The sequence below is a fragment of the Bacillus sp. S71 genome, assembly GCF_016625265.1.
Classification (GTDB): Bacteria; Bacillota; Bacilli; order Bacillales; family Bacillaceae_G; genus Bacillus_A; species Bacillus_A cereus.
On sequence record NZ_JACVUW010000007.1, the window covers coordinates 178033 to 204133 of the forward strand.

The following is a 26101-nucleotide window of genomic DNA, read 5'->3' on the forward strand; positions in this document are numbered from 1 at the left end:
ATGCTCAAATATATGAAAGAATGTTATTAGTAAGAGCGTGGCATAAGTAATAAACAAATAAAATAAACTAAAAACCCCGTCCCAAAACATAAAACTGTAATGACCCAAAGTATGCGAATGAGAGTAGAGCTAATATCAAAATATTCTCCTAAACCACCGCATATACCAAATAGCATTTTATCAGTTTCGGATTTACATAATCTTTTTGACATCTTCCAATACACTCCTTTTTATAGCAAACTCTATACTTCTATTCTATATGGAAATCTATGAGGAGACTATGAGGTTGTATGACATTTTTTTAGGGAACAGTCATATTAATTGTCTTAATTTTCAGTTGATATTAAAATTATAGTAAGAGGTACTTTTAATAAAGGGTGGGGAAATAGAGATGACGGTATATTGGTTGACTAATGTAACGCTTGAATCGGGGTATACATATGAAGAGGGGAGAATTTCAAAAACAGAAACAGAGTTATGTAGTTTACTTATTGAAGAGGGACGAATTAAAAAAATTATAGCAGGGACTGTTCAAGAGGAAGGGGTACTCATTCTTGATGCTAATCGTTTATTAATTTTGCCCGCTTTCGAAGAGATGCATATTCACATTGATAAGACATATTATAGTGGTCCTTGGAAAGCTTGTATGCCAGCAGAAAGTATTTTTACACGTTTTAATGAAGAAGAAAAAATTTTACCAAAGCAATTAGCGACTGCCCAAAATAGAGCGGAAAATATGCTAGAGTTACTACTGCAAAATGGTGCAACGAATATTAGAACGCATTGTAATGTTGATCCAATTATTGGGCTTGGTAATTTGGAGGCGACGTTAGCGGCATTAGAAACATATAAAAATCGAGTGTCTAGTAGAATTGTTGCGTTTCCGCAACATGGATTATTGCGCAGTGATTCTGTGCAACTCGTGAAAGATGCGATGCGTATGGGTGCTCATCTAGTCGGAGGCGTAGATCCAGCTACAGTGGATAATGACATTGAAAAATCATTACATACAATTATGGATATCGCAGTAGAATTTAATGCGGATGTTGATATTCATTTGCATGATGCGAATAATCTTGGAACATTTACGATGAAGAGATTGGCAAGTTTAACAGAAGAAGCAGGATGGCAAGGTCGTGTAACAATTAGTCATGCACTTGGACTTGGTGGTGTTACTGATAAAGAGGCTGAAGAAGTGGCAGAAAGACTCGCAAATGTAAATATTGATATTACTTCAACGGTACCAATTGGTAAACAAGTAATCCCAATTCCGTTATTAGATAAAAAAGGTGTTAAGGTTTCATTAGGAAATGATAGTATTACAGATCATTGGTCACCGTTTGGAACAGGTGATATGCTTCAAAAGGCGAATCGATTAGCAGAGCGTTTTGGGTGGAGTGACGAAAGGTCTTTAGGAAAAGCACTTCGCTTTATTACAGGAGGAAAAGAAACGTTAAATAATGAAGGGAAGCGAGTATGGCCGAATGTAGGGGATGAAGCGAGTTTTGTTTTGACAAATGCGACATGCGCTGCTGAAGCAGTAGCGCGTCAAACAGAAAAACGTTTAGTCGTGTATAAAGGAAATATTGTTGTTGGAAGTTTAAATGAGGTGGAATTAAATAATCTTGTGTAGAAGAATCGTTTAAATATTTTGAGGGGGGTTCTAATGGTAAGTCTAGAACTCTTCTTTTTTATTCTTACAGTATATTTTTTATAGGAAAGCTAGAAGGGATGAAAATTTTGGACAATCAACATAACCAAAATCATATTATGGGAACTTTGCAATGGTTTATATTTTTATTAGCAAATTCAATCGCACTACCAATTGTCGTTGGCGGATTATTTCATCTTACGACGGAAGAAATATTTTATTTAATGCAGCGTACGTTTTTTGTAGTTGGTATATCTTCTTTTTTACAAGGCTGGCTTGGGCATAGACTGCCAATTGCGGATGGGCCGGCTGGATCTTGGGTTGGTGTATTTACCGTACTTGCTTATGCAACGGCCGGACAGGATCAATTACATAGTACACTGCAAATTTTAGAATTAGGAATGATAATCTCCGGTGTTATTTTAATAGGATTAGGAGTAACTGGTTTTATAGGACGTATTTTATTTTTATTTACGCCGCTTGTGACAGGGACGTTTTTACTTTTATTATGTTTACAATTAAGTGGTGTATTTTTAAAAGGAATGTTAGGGATTACAGCTACTATTTCTCAAATTGACGGATTTACAGCAATGATCGCGTTTAGTATATTTTTGTTCGTTATTATACTATCTAATTTCGGAAAAGGCTTTGTCAAAAGTTATGCAGTTTTAATAGGATTAATTAGTGGGTGGATTATTTTTCTCATTGCAGGAAAAGTGACAATCCCATCTCAAGTAACTCATTTTGTGCAACTTCCACATATATTTGCTTGGGGACTTCCAAAATGGAATACAGGTATGGCTGTATCAAGTTTCGTTATGGTATGTATTTTAGTTTCGAATACGGTGGCAGCTATTATAGCAATTAATCAAGCAACTATTCATAAAGCGACTATTGAACAAAAACAGTTGAAAGATGGAACATGGGTTGGGGGGATTTCACATATCATCTCTTCTGTATTTTCAACTGTAGGTGTCGTTCCGTTACCAGCAACGGCAGGATTTATACGTTTAACAAAACAAAAGTATATACGATCGTTCTTAATGGCATGTGCGTTACTAGTCGTAATGTCTCTTTTTCCAAGTATTATTCGTTACTTAGCATCTTTACCATCTGCTGTCGCATCGGCTGTTTTAATGGCTTCGTTCGTACAGTTAATTGGAATTGGATTTAATAATATAAAACAAGTGCCGATGAGTGAAAGGAATGTAACGATTTTAGGCGTTGCAGTATTATTTGGCAGCGGCGTTATGTTTTTACCGTCTGGAGCACTCCAATCCTTACCGTCTGTTATGCAATATATATTCGGTAATGGTTTATTTGTAGGTACGGTTGTAAGTATATTGCTAGAACAAATATGGCGCGTTGGAAAGTAAGTGGATAAAAAGAGTGTACGCACTGTATAAAAGTCTAAAATAACATAGGAAATAAAGCCCATTTTCATTCACCACCTGCACATTTCGTTCATACAATATCTTGACTAAATAAACACCCAACTTACACATACACAGCTCTGGCTTAAGCAAGGAGGGTTATACCAGTTGAAGGAAAAAGCGTATCAATCTAAACCTTTACTCACAAAGAGAGAAAGAGAAGTATTTGAATTACTGGTTCAAGATAAAACAACGAAGGAAATTGCAGGTGAACTTTTTATAAGTGAAAAGACAGTTCGCAACCACATCTCAAACGCAATGCAAAAGCTAGGGGTTAAAGGACGTTCACAAGCAGTTGTGGAGCTTCTTCGTATGGGAGAGCTCGAACTATAAGAAAGCAGCCGACTTTTATACAAAGAGTCGGCTATTTTTTTGTTTGCTTCACTTGCTATATGAATGATAAGAACACTCCATACATAAATAGGTAATAAGGAGGGGATAAGTTGAAAAGGATACTGTTAGTTTCAACAAGTGCTCATGATATGAATGGACACCCGACTGGTTTGTGGCTTGAAGAGCTCGCAGCTCCTTATCATTTATTTAAAAAGGCTAAGTTTGATGTTGATATTGTGTCAATAAAAGGCGGGAGAGTACCTATAGATAGAGTGTCTATTCCGAATGGTATACCTCGTGAATTCAAGCACGTAGCTTCTTTATTGCAAAATACGAGGCCGATTTCAAATGTTCATTTTTCGGATTATGATGCGGTTTTATTTGGTGGTGGGCACGGGGCGATTGTAGATTTTCCAGGTAATCCATATGTAGCAAATTTGATTGAGAATATGTATAAGAATAACCGGATTGTAGCGGCTGTTTGTCACGGAGTAAGCTCCTTAGTCGGTGTGAAAAATAAGGATAGCTCGTTTTTTGTTGCCGGTAAGCGTATAACAGGTTATACAAACGATGAAGAAAAAGCTGTACATTTAGAAAAGCGCGTTCCGTTTTTGTTAGAAAGTAAGTTGAAAGAAGAAGGAGCTTTGTTTTATGTAGCGCCTAATTTTACGCCGCATGTGGTAGTAGATGGGCATTTAATTACAGGGCAAAATCCACAGTCTAGCGTGGAAATAGGTAAGGCTATAAAAAGGGCTGTAAATAAATTATAGAAAAAGTACCCGCTACTAACAAAGGTAGTGGGTATTTTCATCCTAAAATTCCCCCCTCAAAATTGGTTTGTAACTGTCCAGTTGGTGATAATGGATTCTAGTTCTTTATGTATAGTATATGAAAATGTAATAAACTAAAAAGGCGTAATAAGTATAATAACTTCATTTATAATCATTCGTGAATTTGCTATACTATTTTGTATGGACAAAAGGGGAGGCTCTTTTAAATGAGAAAAGTCGCATGTGCAAATACTTATATTAATAAAATAAAGCCCGTTATTAGAAAGACGAGTTTTAGCCAATTGAAAATAGATGAAATTGCGAAATATATGGATATTAGTAAAGCTACTTTATATAAACGTTTTTCTTCGAAAGATGAAATTATTGAGGCGGTAGTAGAGGATTTCATGAATTATCTACTCGAAGGTGATGTGGATAATCAAGATGAAAGCATGTCTTTTGCAGAACGTTTCCAAAAGACGTTTATCCACTCTTTAAAATGTGTGACATATATTTCGGATGTTTTTTTGCAAGATTTGAAAGAAGCATATCCGCATTTGTCAGATCAATTAGTCGCTGCACAACAAAATCGTAATCATAATTTGCAAATGTTTTTTGAAGCGGGTATGGAACAAGGTTATTTTAATAAAATGAATGCACAATTATTTATGGTACAAGATGATGTGATGTTACGACGTATTATAGATCATTCTTTTTGTATTCAGTACGATATTACTTTAAAGAAAGCGATACTTGATTTTTATCAATTAAAGAAGTATCAACTTTTTAAACCAGAGTATATAGAAGCAATTGATGATTCTGAAATTGAAAAAGAAGTTATTGCTATTTTGCAAATGATTTCGTAAAAAAGCAGATCTCCCTTAATAGAGGGAAATCTGCTTTTTTTAGTACATATTATTTTTGCAACTGTTTTAATACTAATTCGACTACTGGACCACCTGAAGCTGGGTTTTGACCAGTGATAACACGATTATCTTCTAGAGCAAAAGCTTCCCAAGGCTGTGCAGCTTTTTCGTAAAGTCCTCCATTTTTAATGAGTTCATCTTCTGTTAAAAATGGAACGAATTGATCTAATTCAGCTAATTTTTCTTCTTCATTTGAAAAGCCTGTTACCTTCTTACCGCTAATTAAACGATCCCCATTACTTAATGTAATATGAAATAAACCAGCAGCTCCATGACAAACGGAAGAAACAATACCGCCGTTTTCATAAATATTGCGGCTAATATTTTGAAGTTCTTTATTTTCTGGGAAGTCCCAAATAACCCCGTGACCACCTGCGTAATAAATAACAGCGTAGTCTTCTGGATTTACTTCACTTGGTTTCATTGTAGAACCGAGGCGATTCATAAACTCTTTCTTTTGATACCATTCCCAATCGATGCTCTCCGCCATTGCTAAACTATGTGGATCAATTGGTGTATAACCGCCTTGTGGACTGACGTAATCAACTTCGTAACCCGCTTCTTCTACTTTTTTTACGAAATGTACAGCTTCACCGAGCCAAAGTCCGGTAGCCCTATTTAAATTTGGGTATTTTTCTACGCTTGTTAATACAACTAACATTTTTTTCTTCATCATAATCCTCCTATAATGTCTCTTCTATATAAAAGTTCTGTATTCGTTTCATTTTATTAAGTTAAAAAATGCAAATTTGAATAATCATGCCAGTCCTCCTTATATCAGCTTCGAAATTAGTGTATAATAACTTTTGAACAAAGTAAACTAAAAATACTAAATTAGTTTACTTTGTATGTTTTTCGTTGACAAACTGTAATTCTGAAACTATGATAGTTCCATGAATATCGAACAATATACGTGTTTCGTTTCGAATTCAATTTATCGCACGATAAATTAGCACCATTTATACATTTAATGAAGTTGTTTAGTGGTGATACAACATTTAAATGACTTCATTTTTTTATCAATAGTTTGACAGTTTTAAAATTGTAATCAGGAGAGTGTTACACATGGGGAAAGATATAAGTAACCATTCGAAATGGTTTGTTTTTACATTATGTTTTATTGTTTTGTTAGGACCGATGAACGCTGTGTTATTTAATGTAGCGTTAGAGGATATTGCCAATGATTTATCAATTAGTCAATCGAAAGTAAGTTGGGTTGTAGTAGGGTATTCTTTAGTCGTCGGTATCGGTTCGATGATATATGGAAAACTGGCTGATCGTTACAGTGTAAAAAGGCTATTAATTATTTCTATTATCATATTTGTAGCTGGTTCTATTGTTGGGTTTGTGAATCAATCTTATGAGATTATCATTTTCGCAAGGTTAGTGCAGGCGAGCGGAGGAGCAGCGTTTATTGCGCTTAGTATGATTGCGGTGGCAAAATTAGTTGCTCCAGCTAAAAAACCGGGTGCGTTAGCAATGATTAGTTCTTCTATTGCATTAGCGGTTGGTATTGGACCTTTAGTTGGTGGGGCAATTACAAATACGTTAGGGTGGCCGTATTTATTTTTATTTATGGTTATTTCAATGGTTGGTATTTTCTTGCTCGTAAAATTTATGCCAGAAGAGGTGCAACATACCGATGAAGTGTTCCACTTTGATTTCATTGGAGCAGTTTTATTATTTGTATTGATTACGACCGTTTTATTAGGAGTGAATATTAATAGTTGGCTTTTTGTGTTATCTGTTGCTTTCCTATTTTTATTCAAGGCTCATATGAAGAGAACAGAGTCGCCGTTTATTGATATTGAGTTGTTTACAAATAAACCATTACTGCGTTTAATAGCGGTCGGATTTATCATTAATGTGGCGTTATGTGCTAGTTTATTATTATTACCATTACTGTTAGGAAGAGGGCACGGATTGTCTCCGTTCGTTATTGGAATTGTATTGTTTGTTGCATCTCTCTTTGGTATTGTATCTAGTTTTATTACCGGAAAGATTATTCCTGCGTTTGGGAATGTGAGGATGATGTATGTAGCGTCTGTAGTTATGATCATTGGCTTTTTAATTTTAGGGATTATTCCAGACGGGAACTTACTCTTTATTTTATTTGCGGTTATTTTAACATTTATGAGTTATTCGGCAATTCAAGTATCATTAAACACATTTATTCCGAAAACATTAAATCCAGCTAAAGTTGGAGTCGGCCTTGGTTTATATAATTTAATTAACTTTTTCGGTATGGCATTCGGGCCAGCTGTAGCGAGCAAAATTATGGAATCTACAAATAGTTATCGATTGAATTTTATTTTGATCGTCATTTTAATTTCTGTTCATTTCGTCTTATTAATGGGAATGTCTTCTTTTCAAAAAAAGATGGAGCAATGAATATGCACTTTATATAGAAGAAACCGACTTTCTTATAGAAGGTCGGTTATTTTTCTATCTTGCAAATTATGAAAAAAAGGAGCAAAATAAAAAAGGTCCTAGTCTATACATGGGCAAATGAAAATTTTCATACAGAAGCATTTGAAGTGAGCGAACTTAAAGTGTGTAAAATATAATGATAAACATAAAAGATGATGAATGAGAAAACGGGTGATGAAGTTGAATAGAGCAATCGGTGTTATCGATTCAGGAGTTGGCGGTTTAACAGTAGCGAAGGAATTAATTCGTCAGTTGCCGAAAGAACGTATCATATATTTAGGAGATACAGCACGTTGTCCTTATGGTCCGCGTTCTCGAGAAGAAGTGCGTCAATTTACGTGGGAAATGACGGAGCATTTACTAGATTTAAATATCAAAATGTTAGTTATTGCGTGTAATACAGCAACTGCGGTTGTATTAGAAGAGATGCAAAAACAATTACCAATTCCAGTAGTGGGAGTTATTCACCCAGGATCACGTACAGCTTTAAAAGTGACAAACACGTATCATGTTGGGATTATTGGAACGATTGGAACTGTGAAAAGTGGTGCATACGAAGAGGCGTTAAAGTCTATTAATAACCGTGTTATGGTAGAAAGTTTAGCTTGTCCACCTTTCGTTGAACTTGTAGAGAGTGGGAATTTCGAAAGTGAAATGGCGTATGAAGTTGTAAGAGAAACGCTGCAACCACTGAAAAGTACCGATATTGATACACTTATATTAGGGTGTACACACTATCCAATTTTAGGACCTGTTATTAAAAAAGTAATGGGAGATAAAGTACAACTAATTAGTTCTGGTGATGAAACAGCACGTGAAGTAAGTACAATCTTATATCATAGTAAAATGTTGAATGAAGGAGAAGAACAAAGCGATCATCTCTTCTTAACAACAGGAAAAATAGGCTTGTTTAAAGAAATTGCATCAAAATGGTTCGGTCAACCGATTGAAAATGTGAAGCATATTCATTTAGAAAAAGAATAATAGTAGAATTCATATAAGTGAGCTCCTGAGAAATCAGGAGTTTTTTTTGTTTTATCTTGCTATTTGCTGGGCAGTTAGAACCTCCACTGATTAAAGTTTCACTTTATAAGAGGCACAGCTTGTTCTAAAATGTGAAACGGCTCGTATACATAATAGTACAAACTTAGATTTTAGGGGGGAATGGCATGCCTAAATCCACTTTTAAATGGGTTGTTGGTGCTACTGTGAGCGCTGTTTTACTAACAGGGTGTGGCTTTATAAATCAGGAGAAAGCAACTGAACAAATTGATCCGCCAAAACAAGTTACGTATACAGAGGGTGGGAAGAAAGAAGTAGCTAAAAAAGATAAGCAAGGGCAAATGGTAAATAGAGAACTATACCTTGTTGATAAAAATGGTTATGTTGTACCACAAACGTTAGCTATACCTACTCCGAAAGCAAATGAGACTGTGAAGCAAACGTTAGAATACCTTGTGAAAGATGGACCGGTAACGAATTTATTACCGAATGGGTTTCGTGCAGTCATTCCGGCGAATACAACGATGACTTTAGATTTGAAAAAGGACGGGACGGCAGTTATTGATTTCTCTAAAGAAATGAAAAACTATGCGAAAGAAGAAGAGCGTCAAATCATTGAATCTATAGCGTGGACGTTGACGCAATTTACAGAGATAAAACAAGTGCAGTTCCAAATAAATGGTGAGAAATTGGCGAAGATGCCGGTTGCTGGTGCACCGCTTGGTGAAGGAGTGAGCCGTGCAAATGGTATTAACTTCGATGATGAACAAGTAGCAGATGTAACGAATACAAAACCAGTCACACTATATTTCATGGCGCAAAATAATAATAAACAGCAATACTACGTACCAGTCACACGCCGCGTTGCGGAAGGAAAAGAAAATGATTATGCAGCAATTATAGATGAACTTGTAAAAGGTCCGATTCATCAATCACTCCTGAATGATTTTAATCCAGGCGTTAAGCTTATTACGAATCCGAAATTACAAGACGGAAATCTTACATTAAACTTTAATGAAAATATATTTGTAAACCCAGATAAAAATATGATCTCAAATTACGTATTGAAGTCGTTAGTTTTATCTTTAACAGAAAAGAAAGGTGTGAAAAATATTTCTATTGAAGTGAATGGAAAAGCAAATCTTATAGATGAAAAGGGCGGAAAGTTAATAAAACCTGTAGATCGTCCAGAAAACGTGAATACAGGTAGTTTTTAATCTTGAATAATTTGATATACTTAAGTAAGAAAGGAGAATTGCTTTTTGGGTTCTCCTTCTTTTATTGTATACATATCATACATTTAAATTTGGCTATACTAACGAGTAGTAATTAAGAGGAGGTTATTTTTATGCGAGTAGATGGTAGAGAGAAAACAGAATTACGCCATATACATATTCACACGAATTATTTAAAACATCCAGAGGGATCTGTATTAATTGAAGTTGGGGATACAAAGGTGATTTGCTCAGCAACAATTGAAGAGCGTGTACCACCGTTTATGCGTGGAGAAGGAAAAGGATGGGTAACAGCTGAATACGCGATGATTCCGCGTGCAACAGAACAACGTACAATTAGGGAGTCAAGCAAAGGGAAAGTAACAGGACGTACAATGGAAATTCAACGTCTAATTGGACGAGCATTACGTGCGGTAGTTGATTTAGAAGCGCTTGGCGAGAGAACAGTTTGGATTGACTGTGATGTTATCCAAGCAGATGGTGGAACGAGAACAGCTTCTATTACAGGTGCATATGTAGCGATGGTATTAGCTTTCGAGAAATTATTACAAGCAGAAAAAGTATCTAAAATTCCAGTAAAAGATTATTTAGCAGCAACGTCAGTAGGAATTGTTGAAGAGCAAGGTGTTGTTTTAGATTTAAACTATGCAGAAGATTCTAAAGCAGACGTTGATATGAACGTAATTATGACTGGAAAAGGCCAATTTGTTGAAGTGCAAGGAACTGGAGAAGAAGCGACGTTTAGTAGAGCGCAGTTAAATGAACTACTTGATGCTGCGGAAAAAGGTATTTTCCAACTGATTGATATACAAAAAGAAGCTTTAGGTGACATCGTATCTCATATAGAGTAGAGGTGGAAAGTATGAAACAAGTTGTTGTAGCGACAAAAAATATGGGAAAAGTACGTGAGTTTGCTGAGTTATTTGAGCGATTTGATTTAGAAGTGAAATCATTACACGATTTTCCTCATATTGAAGAAGTCGAAGAAACTGGTGAAACATTTGAAGAAAATGCGATCTTAAAAGCGGATAGTTTGAGTAGACAGTTGAATTCTATCGTAATTGCGGATGATTCGGGTCTTATTGTAGATGCTTTAAATGGAAAACCAGGAGTGTATTCAGCGCGTTTTGCTGGTGAACCGAAAAATGACCAAGCAAATATCGATAAAGTGTTACAAGAATTAAATGGCGTTGACTTTGAAAAGCGTAAAGCTCGTTTCTATTGTGCATTAGCAGTTGCTTTCCCTGAAGGTGATAAAAAGCCTGTCATTGTAAATGGGACATGTGAAGGATTTATCTTAGAACAACGTCGCGGAGAAAATGGCTTTGGATACGATCCGATTTTTTATGTGGAAGAATACAAAAAAGCAATGGCGGAATTAAGTTCAGATGAAAAAAATGCTATTAGCCATCGTGGCCGTGCTCTTCGTAAGTTAGAAGAAAAAATCCCGGAATGGTTTTTAGGAGAATAAGGGAGAGAGAATGATGAAAGCTTTAATCGTAAGCGATAGTCATAGCTCTGTGAAGGAATTACAGCAGTTGAAAGAGAAATATGAAGGGAAAGTAGATATCATGATTCATTGCGGTGATTCAGAGCTAACGCCTGCTCATGAAGAACTGCAAGGTTTCCATGTTGTAAAAGGAAACTGTGATTATGCTAACTTTCAAGATGAAATTGTAACTGATGTAGATGGAATTCGCTTCTTAGTAGTGCATGGACATCGCCATAATGTGAAAATGACATTACAAACGCTAGCGTACCATGCTGAAGAAGTGGGAGCGCAAGTTGCATGCTTCGGACATTCTCACGTATTAGGTGCGGAATTAATCGAGGGCGTTTTATTTATTAATCCAGGCAGTATTTTATTACCACGTCAGCGTGTAGAAAAGACATTTGCTTTATTAGAAATGGATGAAAATCAAATGGAAGTTCGTTTTGAAACGTTAGACGGACAACTAGTTGAACAAGCAGTTTTTAAAAGAGGATAAGAAAATTTATCCTCTTTTAAAAAAGGTGTTGACTTTATGTGTGGTTATACATATAATAAATATTGTCGATAGGGCAACGGCGCTAACGAAGAAAAGAAAATAAAATATGCGGGTGTAGTTTAGTGGTAAAACAAGAGCCTTCCAAGCTCTGGTCGAGAGTTCGATTCTCTTCACCCGCTCCATGTCCCAGTAGCTCAGCCGGATAGAGCATACGCCTTCTAAGCGTACGGTCGGGAGTTCGAATCTCTCCTGGGACGCTAAAAAAACCTTGTTATCTTTTGATAACAAGGTTTTTTGTTTGTCTATAAATTGATGTATGTGCAAGAAGTGTAAAATATAACGCAATATATGATAATTATTATTTATTATGGATTGAAGTACATTAAGAAAAGAGCGCCATTTATGCGCCCTATTCCTCTTATTTAATTTAAAGAATCAATAGGTTTATGATGGAACTCAAATCCATATCCAGATTCTCCTAATTGTTCACTTACCATATTATAAAACTTTTTCCCGTAAAAACTAGGTTCATTCTGCGAATACACTTGTATAATGAAATGTGTTCTTCCTATTGTACTTGGAACTTTTTCGTAGATTTCATCACTTTCAATGAATCCTAAATATGTATTGATTTTGTCTTGTAAAAGTAAAATGTGTTCATCGTCAAGTTCCTCGCTTTTATTCCACTCTAAAGCATCAAAGATTGTTAAGTATACATTATCTTTATTATCCTCATCTATTAAAACTAAATCGACTTGATCCGTATCATGTAATGCCATATAAAAGCCTCCTTATTCTTCTTTTCTTATTACATTTATTTTCGTTGGTGGAATCTCTTCTAAATGTTCAAATGGTGGTTTGTTCCTACTTTTAACTATTGCACCTGATTCCGCAATTTCAGGGAAGGCTTTTTTCTGATTTTTAGTAAGAGGTGCAGTAGGTGAAGATTTTAACTCTACTAAGTCAATCTTGCCATTTGCGTCCTTGCCTCCTATATCTATACGAGTGCGTACGCCCGATTTTGTTTGTACGGTTATTTGTTCATTCAATTCAGATTTAGGTTTTTGTTGTTTTATAACTTCGAACATTTTTGTTTCGTATTCTTTACCTGCTAAGCTATTAGCTTTTAAAGTTTTCCGTTGTTTTTCTAGTGTGGCTGCTGCATCTATTGCATTGGAAACTTTTTTTGCGCCTTTGACTACTTTTATTCCCTTACCAACAGGCGTAAGCCCCGCAAAAACCATGATACCAGCACCAGTGCGTTCCCACCATGAAAGTTTTTCGCCAGTATCGGGATCAACACCTTCTATAACACGTCGTACATCGTATTCTCCCGATAACTCGCCCACTAGGTCTCTAGTAACTTTCTCTAAACTTTCACCATCTTTTTTCGAAGAAGATGCACCAGGTGATGTGTTGTTATTTTCTGAAGAAGGGGTATTAGCTATAATCTCACTTTCAACTAGATTGCCGTCGTACTCAGCATCTGCCGTGCGGAACTTTTCCGCAACTCTTTCTAATTCGGTAGCTATTTTATCGAATTCCGTTAAAACTGTGAACATTTTTGGTTTAGCTTCGTTAAACATTTGATAGAAATGTTGGCTAGTTGCTCCTGCCCAGTTTGCGGCAATATGTTCTGTTTGATTGTATAAACCATTATGTATTTGTTCTAAGGTGTACCGTACGTTCTTTACCGTCTTGGCTACTTGCTCTAGACGTTCAGGTGTTACTTTTATTTGTACCATACCATCCCTGCTTCTCCTATAATATTTTCACAAGAAGTGATTACTTATAAGTTTCGCGTCTAGTTTGGGTTATAATTGTAGCTCATTCTTAATATCTGTAACCGTTCCTTCGATATTAAGCAGTTATATGTAATTCTTTTTCTTAAATAAAAGGAGCGCCGTTTATGCGCCCTGTTCCTCATAGTATTTAATTTAAAGAATCAATAGGCTTATGATGGAACTCAAATCCATATCCGTATTATCCTAATTTTTTACTTAGAATGTTCTAAAACTCTTTACCATTCTAGTACGATTGAGCAGCAGTTATCGGAACTTATCCCCGGCAGTGTGTTACAATTAATAGAAGCGGAAAACGAGAATCTCCAATTGACTGGACCTGTGATTGGTTAGAGGGTTTAAGAAGGTCGTATAAAAAAGGGAGATGGCGCAAAGATGGCGAGATCAAACGAGAATAATTTAACGGAGAAATTGGCAGAAGGTCACCGAAAATATGGTGACGGCAACTTTACAGTACAGAACATCGGTGATGAAACTAACCCGAATTGGACTGTTGTAAAAAATGTGAGGAAGGGATCAGCAGGCATTCGCGAGGGCGAAGATATATTAAGACTGCGATCAAAATATATAAAATAGTACGGAAATGGCCGGAGTGGGAGTTCTCATCTCTCCTAGGACGCTAAAAAAACCTTGTTATCTTTTGATAACAAGGTTTTTTGTTTAATTATTAATAAACTTTTCAAATACAAAACCATAATCTTTCACATTATATTGTTTCTTCGTATCAACAAGCCAGTTAAAGGCAATCTCGTTCATTTCTTTAAATTGCTCTGCTAAATTTACTTGTGCGTTTGAAATACGGCTAAAGGCATTAGATGCCATATCTAAACTTTTATGTGCATATTGTAATGTAATATCGTTGTCGTATGAAATTTCTTCGATTTTAAGTAAAGCCTTATATAAATCTTTTAATTCTTCAATATGTTTTTTATGAACATCAATTGAGTAATGTTCATCGCCCATTTGAAACTTAATTTCTACATCTAAATCAATCGTTCCTGCAGTTTCAAGTGCTACGTTTTTAATTTGATATTTGCTATAACTAAAGCGGCGTAGTGTACGTTTTTTACTTGTTGCGCTTGTACCGTCTAAGTGAATTAAACCTTTGTTTGTGAAGCAATATTCATCTGATTTGGATTTAATTAGAAAGTAAATTTTCTCCCCATCTTCATGCATCACATAATCATCAGCATCGACCTTATCATAGTCTTTAGGTGTAATGACAGAACCTACATCGCTTAGTCCTAATACATCTGCCGCCATTTTTTTAAACATATATAATCCCCCTTGTAAATTAAATTCTTAATTGTACAAAAATATATTAACACGATTTTCACCAGTTGTTTTCTTGTAATACGAAAATATCTGAAAGTAAGTTAAGAAAAGTAACGAATAATTATTTTGATTCTAAATTATTTAGTAAATCTATTAGCTTAAGAGTCGATTCGTTCAAAAATAACTAAAAGAAAAAAGTTGATTTTACAAGTAATTATAGAGAAATTCCGTGAAAGCACCTCAAGCGATATGAGGTGTTTTTCAATCTCTCTTTGAAATCTTACAATTCTGTAAGGTAACTGTAAGGTAGTTCGATGGTAAGAAATTGCTAATCTTTTATAATGAAGATAACAACGATAAAACGAGGAGGAAGAAATGATGAAAGGATTAGTTGTAACGGGCTTAACGGTTGCTTTTGGATTTGTAGCGTATGAGAAATTAACGTATGTAGTTGATGTTGTGAAACATTTGATCGCTTAGAGAAAACAGCCATGAGAGGGAAAGGGAATGAGTGAATGAATGGAATGGTTATTTGGAATTATAGGTACTTGTAGTGTAGTGTTATTGTTCTTTGTCCCAAGTGGTATACTTAGTTCGACAACAAGTTTGTTCTTCTTAAGTTTGTTTGCTTGTACGATGCTTATTATTATGTTTTTAATGAAGCGAAGTAAACCAATCTTCTATTTTAGCATGATTGTTATGGCAATTATTGTTCTCCAAATTATTACCCTTGTAATATACCCCACAATTATAAAAGCTTTCCATTAATGATGAATCCTCTGCGCTTGTTGCTGGGGATTTTTATTTGTACAATTTTAATTTTTAGTAGAAATTTATTCGTATTGGAATGTAAAAATTAAATATTTTTATATTTCAAACAAATAGTTTAGGGATGTTGTGTTCTCATTACGCATTTGATATATTTACTTTGAACATAATTAAAATCAAGAAAAAGAGGCGGACGTATGGATAAAAAAGAAAATACGGTCGTATTGTTTCCACAACTATCAGAGCGCTATATTGATGAAGGTTTTTTAGCGCTGAAAGAGCGGGAATTCGAAGATGCATTGCGTTGCTTTGAAATATTACGTCAGTATAATGCGGAAACGGAACAAACGGAATTAGCTTCAGTTATTTGTTTACTCGAATTAAAACGTATGGAAGAAGCGAAAGACAAATGTGAACAGTTGCTTAAAACAGGAGTTGTCTTATTTGGTGATATTCTTGAAACGTACGTAACTATTTTAGTTCAAACAAATGATTATGAAGGTGTTATTGAAACTGTTGAAAAGGTTTTACAAACGAAAGATATAATGCCTGATCAAAAGGAAAAATTAGCGCAGCTTGCTTTATTTGCAGAAGGTATGCTAAATGAGGGAGACGCATCGCTAGTGGATTCAAATTTTGAATTGGATGAGTTTACTAATGAAATTTTTGGAGAAAACTTTGGACAGAAGCTAAGAGCGATTCAGCGACTTTCGTTAAAAGACTTAGATCTTGCATTACCTGTTTTAAAGAAATTTTTAATAGACGAAGAGCAGCACCCCTATTTGAAAACTTCTATTTTGTATAAAATGATAGAAAGTCAGGTAGAAGAAGAAATAGAGGTAGAAAAGTTTGGAAATACGATTAAGGTGATTCCAGCATTTACAGGTCATAATGAGGAGCAATCCAATAACATTATACATAAATTATCAAGCCGATTAGAGCAAAATTATCCCGATATATTTGAAGCAATGGTTACATATTGGAAAGAGTTGCAAATTAGCGTTTTCCCATTCGCTCTATTAATGGATAAAGAAGAGATTTGGTCAGCTGTTTTAGAGAGAATTGGAAGAAAGCGTTTCGGATTGGCTATAGATGAAGAAGAGCTTATGGCAGCATATAATATCGAATTGGAAGAGTTTCATATTGCCTATCAATGGTTATTACGTGTTGAAAGAGAAGGATATTTGCCCGTATAATTATGAAAAAGAATCGTTCAGTTCTTGAAACGAGCATATTCTATGTTATAATGTAAGGGTTGCAAAAGGCAGAAATCTGCCTGTTTGTAAGAGAAGAGAAGTGTAATTCTCTTACTTAATATGTTTCATATTATTCTCGAACAAAATATACCGTAGTTGTCTTCTGGGCAATTAGTAGATTGGAACATTATATCTGAAAGCTTTTGCTAGAGGATTATTTGTGTATTTGTTATTTCAAAAAAGAGATAATGAAGATCTTAATCTATAGAGGTATGTGCATACATTATTATAGTTGGAGGGAAAGAATAAATGTCTACAAAATGGGAAAAATTAGAAGGTAACGTTGGCGTTTTAACAATCGAAGTTGATGCTAAAGAAGTAAACAACTCTATCGACGCTGCGTTCAAAAAAGTAGTAAAAACAATTAACGTACCAGGTTTCCGTAAAGGAAAAATGCCTCGTCCATTATTCGAACAACGCTTTGGTATTGAATCTTTATACCAAGATGCTTTAGATATCATTTTACCAAAAGCATACGGTGAAGCGATCGAAGAAGCTGGTATCTTCCCAGTTGATCATCCTGAAATCGACATCGAGAAGTTCGAAAAAAATGCTAACCTTATCTTCACTGCAAAAGTTACAGTGAAACCTGAAGTTAAATTAGGTGAGTACAAAGGTTTAGCAGTAGAAAAAGTTGAAACAACTGTAACTGACGAAGATGTAGAGAACGAATTAAAATCTTTACAAGAGCGTCAAGCTGAACTAGTTGTTAAAGAAGAAGGAACTGTTGAAAACGGTGATACAGCTGTAATCGACTTCGAAGGTTTCGTTGATGGCGAAGCATTTGAAGGCGGAAAAGGCGAAAACTACTCTCTAGCAATCGGTTCTGGTACATTCATCCCAGGTTTCGAAGAGCAAGTAATCGGTCTTAAATCTGGTGAGTCTAAAGACGTTGAAGTATCATTCCCAGAAGAGTACCATGCTGCTGAATTAGCTGGCAAACCAGCAACATTCAAAGTAACAATTCACGAAATCAAAACAAAAGAACTTCCTGAGTTAAACGACGAGTTCGCTAAAGAAGCAGACGAAGCGGTTGCAACTCTTGATGAATTAAAAGCAAAACTTCGCACAAACTTAGAAGAAGGCAAAAAGCACGAAGCTGAGCACAAAGTACGTGACGAAGTAGTAGAATTAGCTGCTGCTAACGCTGAAATCGAAATTCCAGAAGCTATGATCAACACTGAGTTAGATCGTATGGTTCGTGAATTCGAGCAACGTTTAAGCCAACAAGGTATGAACCTTGAGCTTTACTACCAATTCACAGGTACTGACGCTGACAAATTAAAAGAGCAAATGAAAGAAGATGCACAAAAACGTGTAAGAATCAATCTTGTTCTTGAAGCTATCATTGAAGCTGAAAACATCGAAGTTACTGAAGAAGAAGTAACTGCAGAAGTTGAAAAAATGGCTGAAATGTACGGTATGCCAGTAGACGCTATCAAGCAAGCTCTTGGAAGCGTAGACGCTTTAGCTGAAGATCTTAAAGTGCGTAAAGCTGTAGACTTCTTAGTAGAAAACGCTGCATAATAAAATAACAAGGCACGATTTTAATCGTGCCTTGTTTTATAAATATAGAAATATATTTATAAAACTTTTCGATGGAGAAGGAAAAGTTCCTTTACAAGTCGAATATACATATTTCAAAAGTTTTAAAATTTTTTTATTTGTACATAACTAGTCATATTATTTGTATTTCTCGCCACGTAGTGACATAATATGTATTTACATACGATACATTTATCGTGTACATACGAAGGCAAGAGGTTAGCACTTTGTAAGGGGTGTGAAAATATGTTTAAATTTAATGATGAAAAAGGGCAATTAAAATGTTCTTTCTGTGGTAAAACACAAACGCAAGTTCGAAAGTTAGTGGCAGGTCCAGGTGTTTACATTTGTGACGAGTGTATCGAACTTTGTACTGAAATTGTACAAGAGGAGCTTGCGAAGGACGAAGAAGTAGAATTCAAAGATGTACCGAAACCGGTAGAAATTCGTGAAATCTTAGATGAGTATGTCATCGGGCAAGATAGCGCGAAAAAAGCACTAGCGGTAGCGGTATATAACCATTACAAACGCATTAATTCTAACAGCAAAATTGATGATGTAGAATTAGCGAAGAGTAATATCGCACTTATCGGGCCAACAGGTAGTGGTAAAACATTACTTGCACAAACGTTAGCGCGTATTCTAAATGTTCCATTTGCAATCGCGGACGCAACATCTTTAACAGAAGCTGGATATGTTGGGGAAGATGTAGAAAATATCTTACTAAAATTAATTCAAGCAGCTGATTATGATGTAGAGAAAGCGGAAAAAGGAATCATTTATATTGATGAGATTGATAAAGTGGCACGTAAGTCCGAAAATCCATCAATTACACGTGATGTATCTGGTGAAGGTGTGCAGCAGGCACTTCTGAAAATTTTAGAAGGTACTGTAGCAAGCGTTCCACCTCAAGGTGGTCGTAAGCATCCGCACCAAGAGTTTATTCAAATTGATACAACGAACATCTTATTCATTTGTGGTGGAGCGTTTGATGGCATTGAGCCGATTATTAAACGTCGCCTTGGTGAGAAAGTAATTGGATTTGGTTCTGAGAAGAAAAATGCTGATGTAAATGAGAAGCATGTTTTATCTCACGTATTACCAGAGGATCTTTTAAGATTTGGTTTAATTCCAGAGTTTATCGGTCGTCTTCCAGTTATTGCGAACCTAGAGCCACTTGATGAAGATGCTCTTGTTGATATTTTAACGAAACCGAAAAATGCACTTGTTAAGCAATTCCAAAAACTATTGGAGCTTGACGATGTTGAGTTAGAGTTTGAAGAAGGTGCACTAATCGAAATTGCGAAAAAAGCAATTGAACGTAAAACGGGTGCTCGTGGACTTCGTTCTATTATTGAAGGCTTAATGCTTGATGTAATGTTCGAACTTCCATCTCGTAAAGATATCGAGAAGTGTATTCTTACAAAAGAAACAGTAGCTGATAATGAACCGCCAAAATTGGTGTTACAAGACGGTACTGTACTTGATACAAAAACATCTGCATAATGCGAAAGGGAAACAGCAATTTTTATAATTGCTGTTTTTCTTTATGTTTAGCTACGTTCCTCCGCGGAAATACTAAGAGATAAAATATTGCGGGAGGAAATAAATAATGAGCTGGACAAATATATTTTTAGTTGTTCAACTTGTTTTTGGTGTAATTGTCGGATTATATTTCTGGCATTTACTTCGAAATCAACGAACACAAAAAGTTTCAATTGATCGAGAATCGAAAAAAGAATTAGAACAGCTTCGTAAAATGCGTGAGATTTCTTTAACAGAGCCGCTAGCAGAAAAGGTGCGTCCTACAACCTTTTTAGATATTGTAGGGCAAGAGGACGGGATTAAGTCCTTAAAAGCGGCTCTTTGTGGTCCGAATCCGCAACATGTAATCATATATGGCCCGCCAGGTGTTGGGAAAACAGCGGCAGCACGTCTTGTATTAGAAGAAGCGAAACGAAATCCTAAATCTCCATTTCGTACGAATGCAACATTTATTGAACTTGATGCGACGACAGCTCGGTTTGATGAACGTGGTATCGCAGACCCTTTAATTGGTTCGGTGCATGATCCGATTTATCAAGGTGCTGGGGCGATGGGGCAAGCAGGTATTCCGCAACCGAAAAAAGGTGCTGTAACAGATGCGCATGGTGGTATTTTGTTTATTGATGAGATTGGCGAACTCCATCCGATTCAAATGAACAAAATGTTAAAGGTGTTAGAAGATCGAAAAGTATTTTTAGAAAGTGCGTACTATAGTGAAGAAAATACGATGATCCCAACATATATACATGATATTTTCCAAAAAGGCTTACCGGCAGATTTTCGCTTAGTTGGAGCAACGACACGTTCGCCAGAGGAAATTCCTCCTGCTATTCGGTCACGTTGCTTAGAAGTATTTTTCCGTGAATTAGATACGGAAGAGATTCAAAAAGTAGCGAAAAACGCCGCGGAAAAAGTGGAAATGCAAATAGGTGAAAATGGTATTGAAATGATTGGGATGTATGCAAGAAATGGACGAGAGGCGATTAATCTCGTACAAATTTCTGCTGGTATGGCGATAAATGAAGAACGTTCTTTCATTAAAGATGAAGATATAGAGTGGGTTGTTCACTCAAGTCAGCTTACGCCGAAATACGAAAAGCACATTTATCCGATTCCAAGGATTGGTCTTGTAAATGGTCTTGCTGTATACGGACCAAATACAGGTGCGTTATTAGAAATTGAAGTAACAGCAATTCCGGCGAAAGATAAAGGATCGGTAAATGTTACCGGAATTGTAGAAGAAGAAAGTATTGGTAGTCAAACGAAATCGATTCGCCGTAAAAGTATGGCAAAAGGCTCTGTTGATAATGTATTAACAGTACTTCGTTCTTTAGATGTGTTGCCAGAAGGATACGATATACATATTAATTTTCCAGGTGGTATCCCAATTGATGGACCTTCTGCAGGAATCGCTATGGCAACAGGTGTATATTCTGCGGTGCATCGTACATATGTAAATAATGAAGTAGCGATGACAGGTGAAATAAGTATACACGGAGAAGTAAAGCCTATTGGTGGCGTGTACGCAAAAATAAAAGCTGCGAAAAAAGCGGGAGCTAAGAAAGTCATTATTCCTGCTGAAAATATGCAACCATTTTTGTATACGATAAAGGGAATCGAAATTATTCCTGTCCGTAAATTAAAAGAAGTATTTGAGTTAACGTTTATGCAAGAAAATATGCATAGAGAGCTAGATGTACATACTAACGTAGACGAAACAGATGCACAATCTATGTAAAAATAAACAATAATAAAATTTGCCAGACTTCGTTTAAGTTTGTATGCTTAATCGGAGTCTTTTTTCTTTTCGTGAGGTAGAAAAACAAGCTATTTACAATTGCGAGGAATCTCAGCAATTGCATCTAGGTGTATTGTAATATAAAATAGTTGAACAGGAGTTTAATTTATTATGGAGGTGCTATGTCTAGTATGAATACGAACGAAAGAATCGTGCCCCTCCTACCATTAAGAGGCGTTCTCGTATATCCAACGATGGTTTTGCATCTTGATGTAGGACGTGATAAATCGATACAAGCACTAGAGCAGGCGGCAATGGATGAAAATATCATCTTTTTAGCAATGCAAAAAGAAATGAATATCGATGATCCGAAAGAAGATGACATATATAGTGTAGGTACAGTGGCGAAAGTAAAGCAAATGCTAAAATTGCCGAACGGTACGCTTCGTGTCCTTGTGGAAGGTTTACATAGAGCAGAAGTAATAGAGTTTATCGAAGAAGAAAATGTAGTACAAGTGTCTATTAAAACGGTAACTGAAGAAGTAGAAGATGATTTAGAAGAGAAAGCTCTTATGCGTACGTTACTGGAGCATTTCGAACAATATATTAAAGTTTCGAAAAAAGTTTCAAATGAAACATTTGCAACGGTAGCTGATGTAGAGGAACCAGGGAGATTAGCTGATTTAATTGCTTCTCACTTGCCGATTAAAACGAAGCAGAAACAAGAGATTCTAGAGATTGTATCTGTAAAAGAACGATTACATACACTTATTTCAATTATTCAAGATGAACAAGAGTTACTTAGCCTAGAAAAGAAAATTGGGCAACAAGTGAAACGTTCAATGGAGCGCACGCAAAAAGAATATTTCTTACGTGAGCAAATGAAGGCGATTCAAACTGAACTTGGCGACAAAGAAGGTAAGGGCGGAGAAGTAGAAGAACTTCGTGAAAAAATTGAACAGTCAGGAATGCCTGAAGAAACAATGAAGGCTGCGCTGAAAGAATTAGATCGTTATGAAAAGTTACCAGCAAGTTCTGCGGAGAGTGGTGTTATTCGCAATTATATTGATTGGTTATTAGCGCTTCCGTGGACAGAGGCAACAGAAGATATAATTGATCTTGCTCATTCGGAAGAGATTTTAAATAACGATCATTACGGTCTTGAAAAAGTGAAAGAGCGTGTACTTGAATATTTAGCTGTACAGAAGTTAACGAATTCATTAAAAGGACCTATCCTTTGTTTAGTAGGCCCTCCTGGGGTCGGAAAAACTTCGTTAGCGCGTTCAATTGCAACATCATTGAATCGTAACTTTGTCCGTGTATCTCTTGGTGGTGTGCGTGATGAATCTGAAATTCGTGGTCACCGCCGTACATATGTTGGAGCAATGCCAGGACGCATTATTCAAGGTATGAAAAAGGCGAAAACAGTTAATCCAGTCTTCTTATTAGATGAGATTGATAAAATGTCTAACGATTTCCGTGGAGATCCATCAGCAGCATTACTTGAAGTATTAGATCCAGAACAAAACCATAACTTCAGTGATCATTACATTGAAGAACCATATGATCTATCGAAAGTTATGTTTGTAGCAACTGCTAATACACTTTCAAGTATTCCAGGTCCGTTACTTGACCGTATGGAAATCATTTCGATTGCTGGCTATACAGAACTTGAAAAAGTACACATTGCTCGTGAGCATTTATTGCCGAAACAATTAAAAGAGCATGGCTTACGAAAAGGTAATTTACAAGTACGTGATGAAGCGCTTCTTGAAATTATTCGTTATTATACACGTGAGGCTGGTGTTCGTACGCTAGAACGCCAAATTGCAAAAGTTTGCCGTAAAGTAGCGAAAATTATCGTTACAGCAGAACGTAAACGTATCGTTGTGACAGAGAAAAAGATTGTTGATTTACTTGGTAAACACATATTCCGTTATGGGCAAGCTGAAAAAACAGACCAAGTTGGTATGGCAACAGGTCTAGCTTACACAGCAGCAGGCGGCGATACACTTGCAATTGAAGTTTCTGTAGCGCCAGGAAAAGGGAAACTAATTTTAACAGGGAAACTTGGGGATGTTATGAAAGAATCCGCACAAGCTGCGTTTAGTTATATACGTTCTCGTGCAGAAGAGCTTCAGATTGATCCGAATTTCCATGAGAAAAATGATATTCATATTCATGTTCCAGAAGGAGCAGTTCCGAAAGATGGACCGTCAGCAGGTATTACGATGGCAACGGCACTTATTTCTGCACTAACAGGTATTCCTGTAAGTAAAGAAGTAGGTATGACAGGTGAAATTACACTTCGTGGTCGTGTATTACCAATTGGTGGCTTAAAAGAAAAAACATTAAGTGCTCACCGCGCAGGCTTAACAAAAATTATTTTGCCAGCAGAAAACGAGAAAGATTTAGATGATATTCCAGAGAGCGTAAAAGAAAACCTTACGTTTGTGCTTGCATCTCATTTAGATGAAGTATTGGAGCACGCATTAGTAGGAGTGAAACAATGAAAGTAACAAAAGCAGATATTGTAATTAGTGCTGTTAAACCAGAACAATATCCAGACAGTGATTTACCAGAAATTGCATTAGCAGGTCGTTCAAATGTCGGGAAGTCTTCCTTTATTAATAAAATTTTAAATCGTAAAAAGTTAGTGCGTATTTCTTCTAAACCAGGAAAAACGCAAACGCTGAACTTTTTCTTGATCAATGAGATGATGCATTTTGTTGACGTTCCAGGTTATGGATATGCGAAAGTGTCTAAATCGGAGCGCGCGGCATGGGGGAAAATGATTGAAACGTACTTTACAACGCGTAAGCAATTAGACGCAGCTGTATTAGTAGTTGATTTACGTCACCAACCGACAAGTGATGACGTGATGATGTATGATTTCTTAAAGCATTATGAAATCCCAACAATTATTATTGCGACGAAAGCTGATAAAATCCCGAAAGGGAAATGGCAAAAGCATTTAAAAGTTGTAAAAGAAACGCTTGCTGTTGAAATTGGCGATGAAATCGTTCTATTCTCTTCTGAAACAGGACTTGGAAAAGAAGAAGCGTGGAAGGCAATTCATAAAATGACAAAAACAAAAAACGCGTGACGAATGTCGCGCGTTTTTTTCTTTATATAAGCTGTTAACGTACGTTTAATGTAACTTCAATATTACCTCGTGTTGCTTTAGAGTAAGGACATACACCGTGAGCCGCTTCTACAAGTTCTTGTGCTTCGCTATGTGAAACGCCAGCGACATGTACATCAAGCACGGCAGATAGGCCAAAACCACCATCTGTATCTTTTCCGATAGAAACGTGAGCGGTTACTTCTGTACTTTCTACTTTCATACGTTTTGTACGAATGACAAGTTGTAATGCACTATCGAAACAAGCTGCATAACCAGCTGCAAATAGTTGTTCTGGATTTGTTGCTTCTCCACCTGCACCACCTAGTGCTTTCGGCATTTTCACATCAAGATTTAATATGCCATCATCTGAAACTACTTTCCCATTTCTTCCACCTGTTGCTGTTACTGAAGCAGTATATAATTTATCCATATTTATTCCCCTTTTCCATCATTAATTGTTTTCATTGTTTCAATTAGTTTATTTAGTTGAATTAATAAAGAGCGATATTCTTGCTCTGTAATTCCTAAGTTTGTAGCCATTGTTGTCGGTAATGAACAAGCCTTTTCCTTTAAATTTTTACCTTGTTCTGTTAATTCAATACAAACTTTTCGCTCGTCTTCTTTGGAACGAACACGTTTTACAAGTGTTAATGATTCCATTCGTTTTAACATAGGTGTTAACGTACCGGAATCTAAAAATAGACGTTCTCCAATTTCTTTTACTGTTAGTCCATCTTGCTCCCATAGTACGAGTAAAGTAATGTACTGGGGATACGTAATACCCATCTCTTCTAAATAAGGTCGATAAAAACGAGTAACCTCTCTAGAACAGGCATAAATAGAAAAACAAAGTTGGTTATCTAGATGCAAAGAGTCCTCTGTCATACATAACTCCCTTCTCATTAAGTTGTGCACAATTTAATTTTGTAAAATCAATATAACGAAAAAGAAATAAAATGTCAAATACATTGTATTGAGAAAGTGTTTGCTACATTTTGGAACAATCATACATATTTTCCTTCATGATGAAAGAAGATAGGAAAGATGATGTTATAATTTATATGGAATAGTTTCCATCACTTGATTATGAGGACTTTTTTTGGTAACGTACAAATAGAGTTATTAATTTATAATCATTATAAAGTAGAAGTTTTTTTATTAGTTTGCTGAATCTCCTTTATTACATACGGAGAATAATTAAAAAATAATCGGTTGTTCACACGATTGTCAGATTCATAAGAGGAAAGTTGTATTATGATAGTAGATAAAGTGATAAA

26 protein-coding genes and 2 tRNA genes are annotated in these 26101 nt (G+C 35.9%); 21 read left to right on the plus strand and 7 right to left on the minus strand.

Going from position 1 to position 26101, the window contains the following annotated elements:
• Window positions 1-26 precede the first annotated feature (26 nt).
• Entirely contained in the window at window positions 27-212 is a 186-nt protein-coding gene (locus tag IBT51_RS17460) for a PspC domain-containing protein (RefSeq protein WP_144563427.1), read from the minus strand.
• A 179-nt stretch (window positions 213-391) separates the two neighbouring features.
• Between IBT51_RS17460 and IBT51_RS17465 the strand changes: the two genes are divergently transcribed.
• From IBT51_RS17465 to IBT51_RS17485, 5 genes are all read left to right on the plus strand, one after another.
• Complete coding sequence (locus IBT51_RS17465) at window positions 392-1633, plus strand: amidohydrolase family protein (protein ID WP_200458506.1); 1242 nt, start codon at window positions 392-394, stop codon at window positions 1631-1633.
• Between the two features lie 98 nt (window positions 1634-1731).
• A complete protein-coding gene (locus IBT51_RS17470) occupies window positions 1732-3027 on the plus strand; it encodes a purine/pyrimidine permease (RefSeq protein WP_053563595.1) in 1296 nt (431 codons plus the stop codon).
• A 165-nt stretch (window positions 3028-3192) separates the two neighbouring features.
• Window positions 3193-3417: a spore germination transcription factor GerE gene (gene gerE / locus IBT51_RS17475; protein WP_000659484.1), complete on the plus strand. Its 225-nt coding sequence runs from the start codon at window positions 3193-3195 to the stop codon at window positions 3415-3417.
• A gap of 149 nt (window positions 3418-3566) precedes the next feature.
• Window positions 3567-4187, plus strand: a complete 621-nt coding sequence (locus IBT51_RS17480; protein WP_069356658.1) for a type 1 glutamine amidotransferase domain-containing protein — start codon at window positions 3567-3569, stop codon at window positions 4185-4187.
• 227 nt (window positions 4188-4414) lie between these two features.
• On the plus strand, window positions 4415-5053 hold the full coding sequence (locus IBT51_RS17485) for a TetR/AcrR family transcriptional regulator (protein WP_001233034.1): 639 nt from the start codon (window positions 4415-4417) through the stop codon (window positions 5051-5053).
• Window positions 5054-5102: 49 nt separating this feature from the next.
• Here the strand turns inward: IBT51_RS17485 and IBT51_RS17490 are convergent, their stop codons facing one another.
• Window positions 5103-5786 carry a type 1 glutamine amidotransferase domain-containing protein gene (locus IBT51_RS17490; RefSeq protein ID WP_200458507.1) on the minus strand — a complete coding sequence of 228 codons (684 nt, stop codon included), beginning with the start codon at window positions 5784-5786 and terminating at the stop codon, window positions 5103-5105.
• 392 nt (window positions 5787-6178) lie between these two features.
• On the opposite strand from IBT51_RS17490, the gene IBT51_RS17495 reads away from it, so the two are divergent.
• The 8 genes from IBT51_RS17495 to IBT51_RS17530 all read left to right on the plus strand — a co-directional run bounded on the left by IBT51_RS17495 (window position 6179) and on the right by IBT51_RS17530 (window position 12025).
• Entirely contained in the window at window positions 6179-7504 is a 1326-nt protein-coding gene (locus tag IBT51_RS17495) for an MFS transporter (protein ID WP_078401067.1), read from the plus strand.
• Between the two features lie 213 nt (window positions 7505-7717).
• Entirely contained in the window at window positions 7718-8527 is an 810-nt protein-coding gene (gene racE, locus IBT51_RS17500; RefSeq protein ID WP_000774005.1) for a glutamate racemase, read from the plus strand.
• Window positions 8528-8712: 185 nt separating this feature from the next.
• A complete protein-coding gene (gene gerM, locus IBT51_RS17505; protein ID WP_200458508.1) occupies window positions 8713-9762 on the plus strand; it encodes a spore germination protein GerM in 1050 nt (349 codons plus the stop codon).
• Between the two features lie 131 nt (window positions 9763-9893).
• Window positions 9894-10631: a ribonuclease PH gene (gene rph, locus IBT51_RS17510; RefSeq protein WP_001261762.1), complete on the plus strand. Its 738-nt coding sequence runs from the start codon at window positions 9894-9896 to the stop codon at window positions 10629-10631.
• 11 nt (window positions 10632-10642) lie between these two features.
• Complete coding sequence (locus IBT51_RS17515; protein WP_000815949.1) at window positions 10643-11251, plus strand: XTP/dITP diphosphatase; 609 nt, start codon at window positions 10643-10645, stop codon at window positions 11249-11251.
• A gap of 13 nt (window positions 11252-11264) precedes the next feature.
• Window positions 11265-11768, plus strand: coding sequence for a metallophosphoesterase (locus IBT51_RS17520; protein ID WP_000645488.1), 504 nt, complete (start codon window positions 11265-11267; stop codon window positions 11766-11768).
• A gap of 108 nt (window positions 11769-11876) precedes the next feature.
• A tRNA-Gly gene (locus IBT51_RS17525) sits at window positions 11877-11950 on the plus strand.
• 1 nt (window position 11951) lies between these two features.
• Window positions 11952-12025, plus strand: a tRNA-Arg gene (locus tag IBT51_RS17530).
• Between the two features lie 165 nt (window positions 12026-12190).
• Here the strand turns inward: IBT51_RS17530 and IBT51_RS17535 are convergent.
• Together IBT51_RS17535 and IBT51_RS17540 are read right to left on the minus strand one after the other, a co-directional pair.
• On the minus strand, window positions 12191-12547 hold the full coding sequence (locus tag IBT51_RS17535; RefSeq protein ID WP_200458509.1) for a DUF6572 domain-containing protein: 357 nt from the start codon (window positions 12545-12547) through the stop codon (window positions 12191-12193).
• A 12-nt stretch (window positions 12548-12559) separates the two neighbouring features.
• Window positions 12560-13513 carry a WXG100 family type VII secretion target gene (locus tag IBT51_RS17540; protein ID WP_200458510.1) on the minus strand — a complete coding sequence of 318 codons (954 nt, stop codon included), beginning with the start codon at window positions 13511-13513 and terminating at the stop codon, window positions 12560-12562.
• A 432-nt stretch (window positions 13514-13945) separates the two neighbouring features.
• Between IBT51_RS17540 and IBT51_RS17545 the strand changes: the two genes are divergently transcribed.
• Window positions 13946-14146, plus strand: a complete 201-nt coding sequence (locus IBT51_RS17545; RefSeq protein WP_088021607.1) for a cytoplasmic protein — start codon at window positions 13946-13948, stop codon at window positions 14144-14146.
• An 84-nt stretch (window positions 14147-14230) separates the two neighbouring features.
• On the opposite strand, the gene IBT51_RS17550 is transcribed toward IBT51_RS17545, so the two are convergent.
• Window positions 14231-14845, minus strand: coding sequence for a PH domain-containing protein (locus tag IBT51_RS17550; protein ID WP_000473869.1), 615 nt, complete (start codon window positions 14843-14845; stop codon window positions 14231-14233).
• A 519-nt stretch (window positions 14846-15364) separates the two neighbouring features.
• Between IBT51_RS17550 and IBT51_RS17555 the strand changes: the two genes are divergently transcribed.
• The 7 genes from IBT51_RS17555 (at window position 15365) to ysxC (ending at window position 24803) form a co-directional block, all read left to right on the plus strand.
• Window positions 15365-15613 (plus strand): hypothetical protein, encoded by a 249-nt coding sequence (locus IBT51_RS17555; RefSeq protein WP_001983650.1) that lies wholly within the window; start codon window positions 15365-15367, stop codon window positions 15611-15613.
• Window positions 15614-15810: 197 nt separating this feature from the next.
• Window positions 15811-16809 (plus strand): hypothetical protein, encoded by a 999-nt coding sequence (locus IBT51_RS17560; protein WP_000358255.1) that lies wholly within the window; start codon window positions 15811-15813, stop codon window positions 16807-16809.
• A 309-nt stretch (window positions 16810-17118) separates the two neighbouring features.
• A complete protein-coding gene (gene tig / locus IBT51_RS17565; protein ID WP_000105215.1) occupies window positions 17119-18396 on the plus strand; it encodes a trigger factor in 1278 nt (425 codons plus the stop codon).
• 264 nt (window positions 18397-18660) lie between these two features.
• Window positions 18661-19920, plus strand: coding sequence for an ATP-dependent protease ATP-binding subunit ClpX (clpX, locus tag IBT51_RS17570; RefSeq protein ID WP_000472289.1), 1260 nt, complete (start codon window positions 18661-18663; stop codon window positions 19918-19920).
• 106 nt (window positions 19921-20026) lie between these two features.
• Window positions 20027-21697, plus strand: a complete 1671-nt coding sequence (lonB, locus tag IBT51_RS17575; protein ID WP_000119173.1) for an ATP-dependent protease LonB — start codon at window positions 20027-20029, stop codon at window positions 21695-21697.
• Between the two features lie 182 nt (window positions 21698-21879).
• Window positions 21880-24210, plus strand: coding sequence for an endopeptidase La (gene lon, locus IBT51_RS17580; protein ID WP_000097288.1), 2331 nt, complete (start codon window positions 21880-21882; stop codon window positions 24208-24210).
• The gene (gene ysxC / locus IBT51_RS17585) at window positions 24207-24803 is read left to right on the plus strand and encodes a ribosome biogenesis GTP-binding protein YsxC (protein ID WP_000869118.1); all 597 of its coding nucleotides are present in this window, start codon (window positions 24207-24209) and stop codon (window positions 24801-24803) included. The genes lon and ysxC overlap by 4 nt, the downstream gene beginning before the upstream one ends.
• 34 nt (window positions 24804-24837) lie before the next feature.
• Here ysxC and IBT51_RS17590 read toward each other — a convergent pair whose 3' ends face one another.
• Window positions 24838-25254: an organic hydroperoxide resistance protein gene (locus tag IBT51_RS17590; protein ID WP_000359774.1), complete on the minus strand. Its 417-nt coding sequence runs from the start codon at window positions 25252-25254 to the stop codon at window positions 24838-24840.
• Window positions 25255-25256: 2 nt separating this feature from the next.
• On the minus strand, window positions 25257-25709 hold the full coding sequence (locus IBT51_RS17595) for a MarR family winged helix-turn-helix transcriptional regulator (RefSeq protein ID WP_016080166.1): 453 nt from the start codon (window positions 25707-25709) through the stop codon (window positions 25257-25259).
• Between the last annotated feature and the right edge of the window lie 392 nt (window positions 25710-26101).

Excerpts from the sequence above, each read along its gene's own strand:
- IBT51_RS17550 (WP_000473869.1), bottom strand. The coding sequence starts at position 14,845 with ATGTTTAAAAAAATGGCGGCAGATGTATTAGGACTAAGCGATGTAGGT.
- IBT51_RS17590 (WP_000359774.1), bottom strand. The coding sequence starts at position 25,254 with ATGGATAAATTATATACTGCTTCAGTAACAGCAACAGGTGGAAGAAAT.
- IBT51_RS17460 (WP_144563427.1), bottom strand. The coding sequence starts at position 212 with ATGTCAAAAAGATTATGTAAATCCGAAACTGATAAAATGCTATTTGGT.
- IBT51_RS17470 (WP_053563595.1), top strand. The coding sequence starts at position 1,732 with ATGAAAATTTTGGACAATCAACATAACCAAAATCATATTATGGGAACT.
- IBT51_RS17555 (WP_001983650.1), top strand. The coding sequence starts at position 15,365 with ATGGAATGGTTATTTGGAATTATAGGTACTTGTAGTGTAGTGTTATTG.
- lon (WP_000097288.1), top strand. The coding sequence starts at position 21,880 with ATGTCTAGTATGAATACGAACGAAAGAATCGTGCCCCTCCTACCATTA.
- IBT51_RS17535 (WP_200458509.1), bottom strand. The coding sequence starts at position 12,547 with ATGGCATTACATGATACGGATCAAGTCGATTTAGTTTTAATAGATGAG.
- clpX (WP_000472289.1), top strand. The coding sequence starts at position 18,661 with ATGTTTAAATTTAATGATGAAAAAGGGCAATTAAAATGTTCTTTCTGT.
- IBT51_RS17490 (WP_200458507.1), bottom strand. The coding sequence starts at position 5,786 with ATGAAGAAAAAAATGTTAGTTGTATTAACAAGCGTAGAAAAATACCCA.
- IBT51_RS17560 (WP_000358255.1), top strand. The coding sequence starts at position 15,811 with ATGGATAAAAAAGAAAATACGGTCGTATTGTTTCCACAACTATCAGAG.
- IBT51_RS17545 (WP_088021607.1), top strand. The coding sequence starts at position 13,946 with ATGGCGAGATCAAACGAGAATAATTTAACGGAGAAATTGGCAGAAGGT.
- racE (WP_000774005.1), top strand. The coding sequence starts at position 7,718 with ATGAAGTTGAATAGAGCAATCGGTGTTATCGATTCAGGAGTTGGCGGT.
- IBT51_RS17595 (WP_016080166.1), bottom strand. The coding sequence starts at position 25,709 with ATGACAGAGGACTCTTTGCATCTAGATAACCAACTTTGTTTTTCTATT.
- rph (WP_001261762.1), top strand. The coding sequence starts at position 9,894 with ATGCGAGTAGATGGTAGAGAGAAAACAGAATTACGCCATATACATATT.
- IBT51_RS17485 (WP_001233034.1), top strand. The coding sequence starts at position 4,415 with ATGAGAAAAGTCGCATGTGCAAATACTTATATTAATAAAATAAAGCCC.
- IBT51_RS17515 (WP_000815949.1), top strand. The coding sequence starts at position 10,643 with ATGAAACAAGTTGTTGTAGCGACAAAAAATATGGGAAAAGTACGTGAG.
- lonB (WP_000119173.1), top strand. The coding sequence starts at position 20,027 with ATGAGCTGGACAAATATATTTTTAGTTGTTCAACTTGTTTTTGGTGTA.
- IBT51_RS17540 (WP_200458510.1), bottom strand. The coding sequence starts at position 13,513 with ATGGTACAAATAAAAGTAACACCTGAACGTCTAGAGCAAGTAGCCAAG.
- IBT51_RS17480 (WP_069356658.1), top strand. The coding sequence starts at position 3,567 with ATGAATGGACACCCGACTGGTTTGTGGCTTGAAGAGCTCGCAGCTCCT.
- IBT51_RS17495 (WP_078401067.1), top strand. The coding sequence starts at position 6,179 with ATGGGGAAAGATATAAGTAACCATTCGAAATGGTTTGTTTTTACATTA.
- IBT51_RS17520 (WP_000645488.1), top strand. The coding sequence starts at position 11,265 with ATGAAAGCTTTAATCGTAAGCGATAGTCATAGCTCTGTGAAGGAATTA.
- gerM (WP_200458508.1), top strand. The coding sequence starts at position 8,713 with ATGCCTAAATCCACTTTTAAATGGGTTGTTGGTGCTACTGTGAGCGCT.
- IBT51_RS17465 (WP_200458506.1), top strand. The coding sequence starts at position 392 with ATGACGGTATATTGGTTGACTAATGTAACGCTTGAATCGGGGTATACA.
- ysxC (WP_000869118.1), top strand. The coding sequence starts at position 24,207 with ATGAAAGTAACAAAAGCAGATATTGTAATTAGTGCTGTTAAACCAGAA.
- tig (WP_000105215.1), top strand. The coding sequence starts at position 17,119 with ATGTCTACAAAATGGGAAAAATTAGAAGGTAACGTTGGCGTTTTAACA.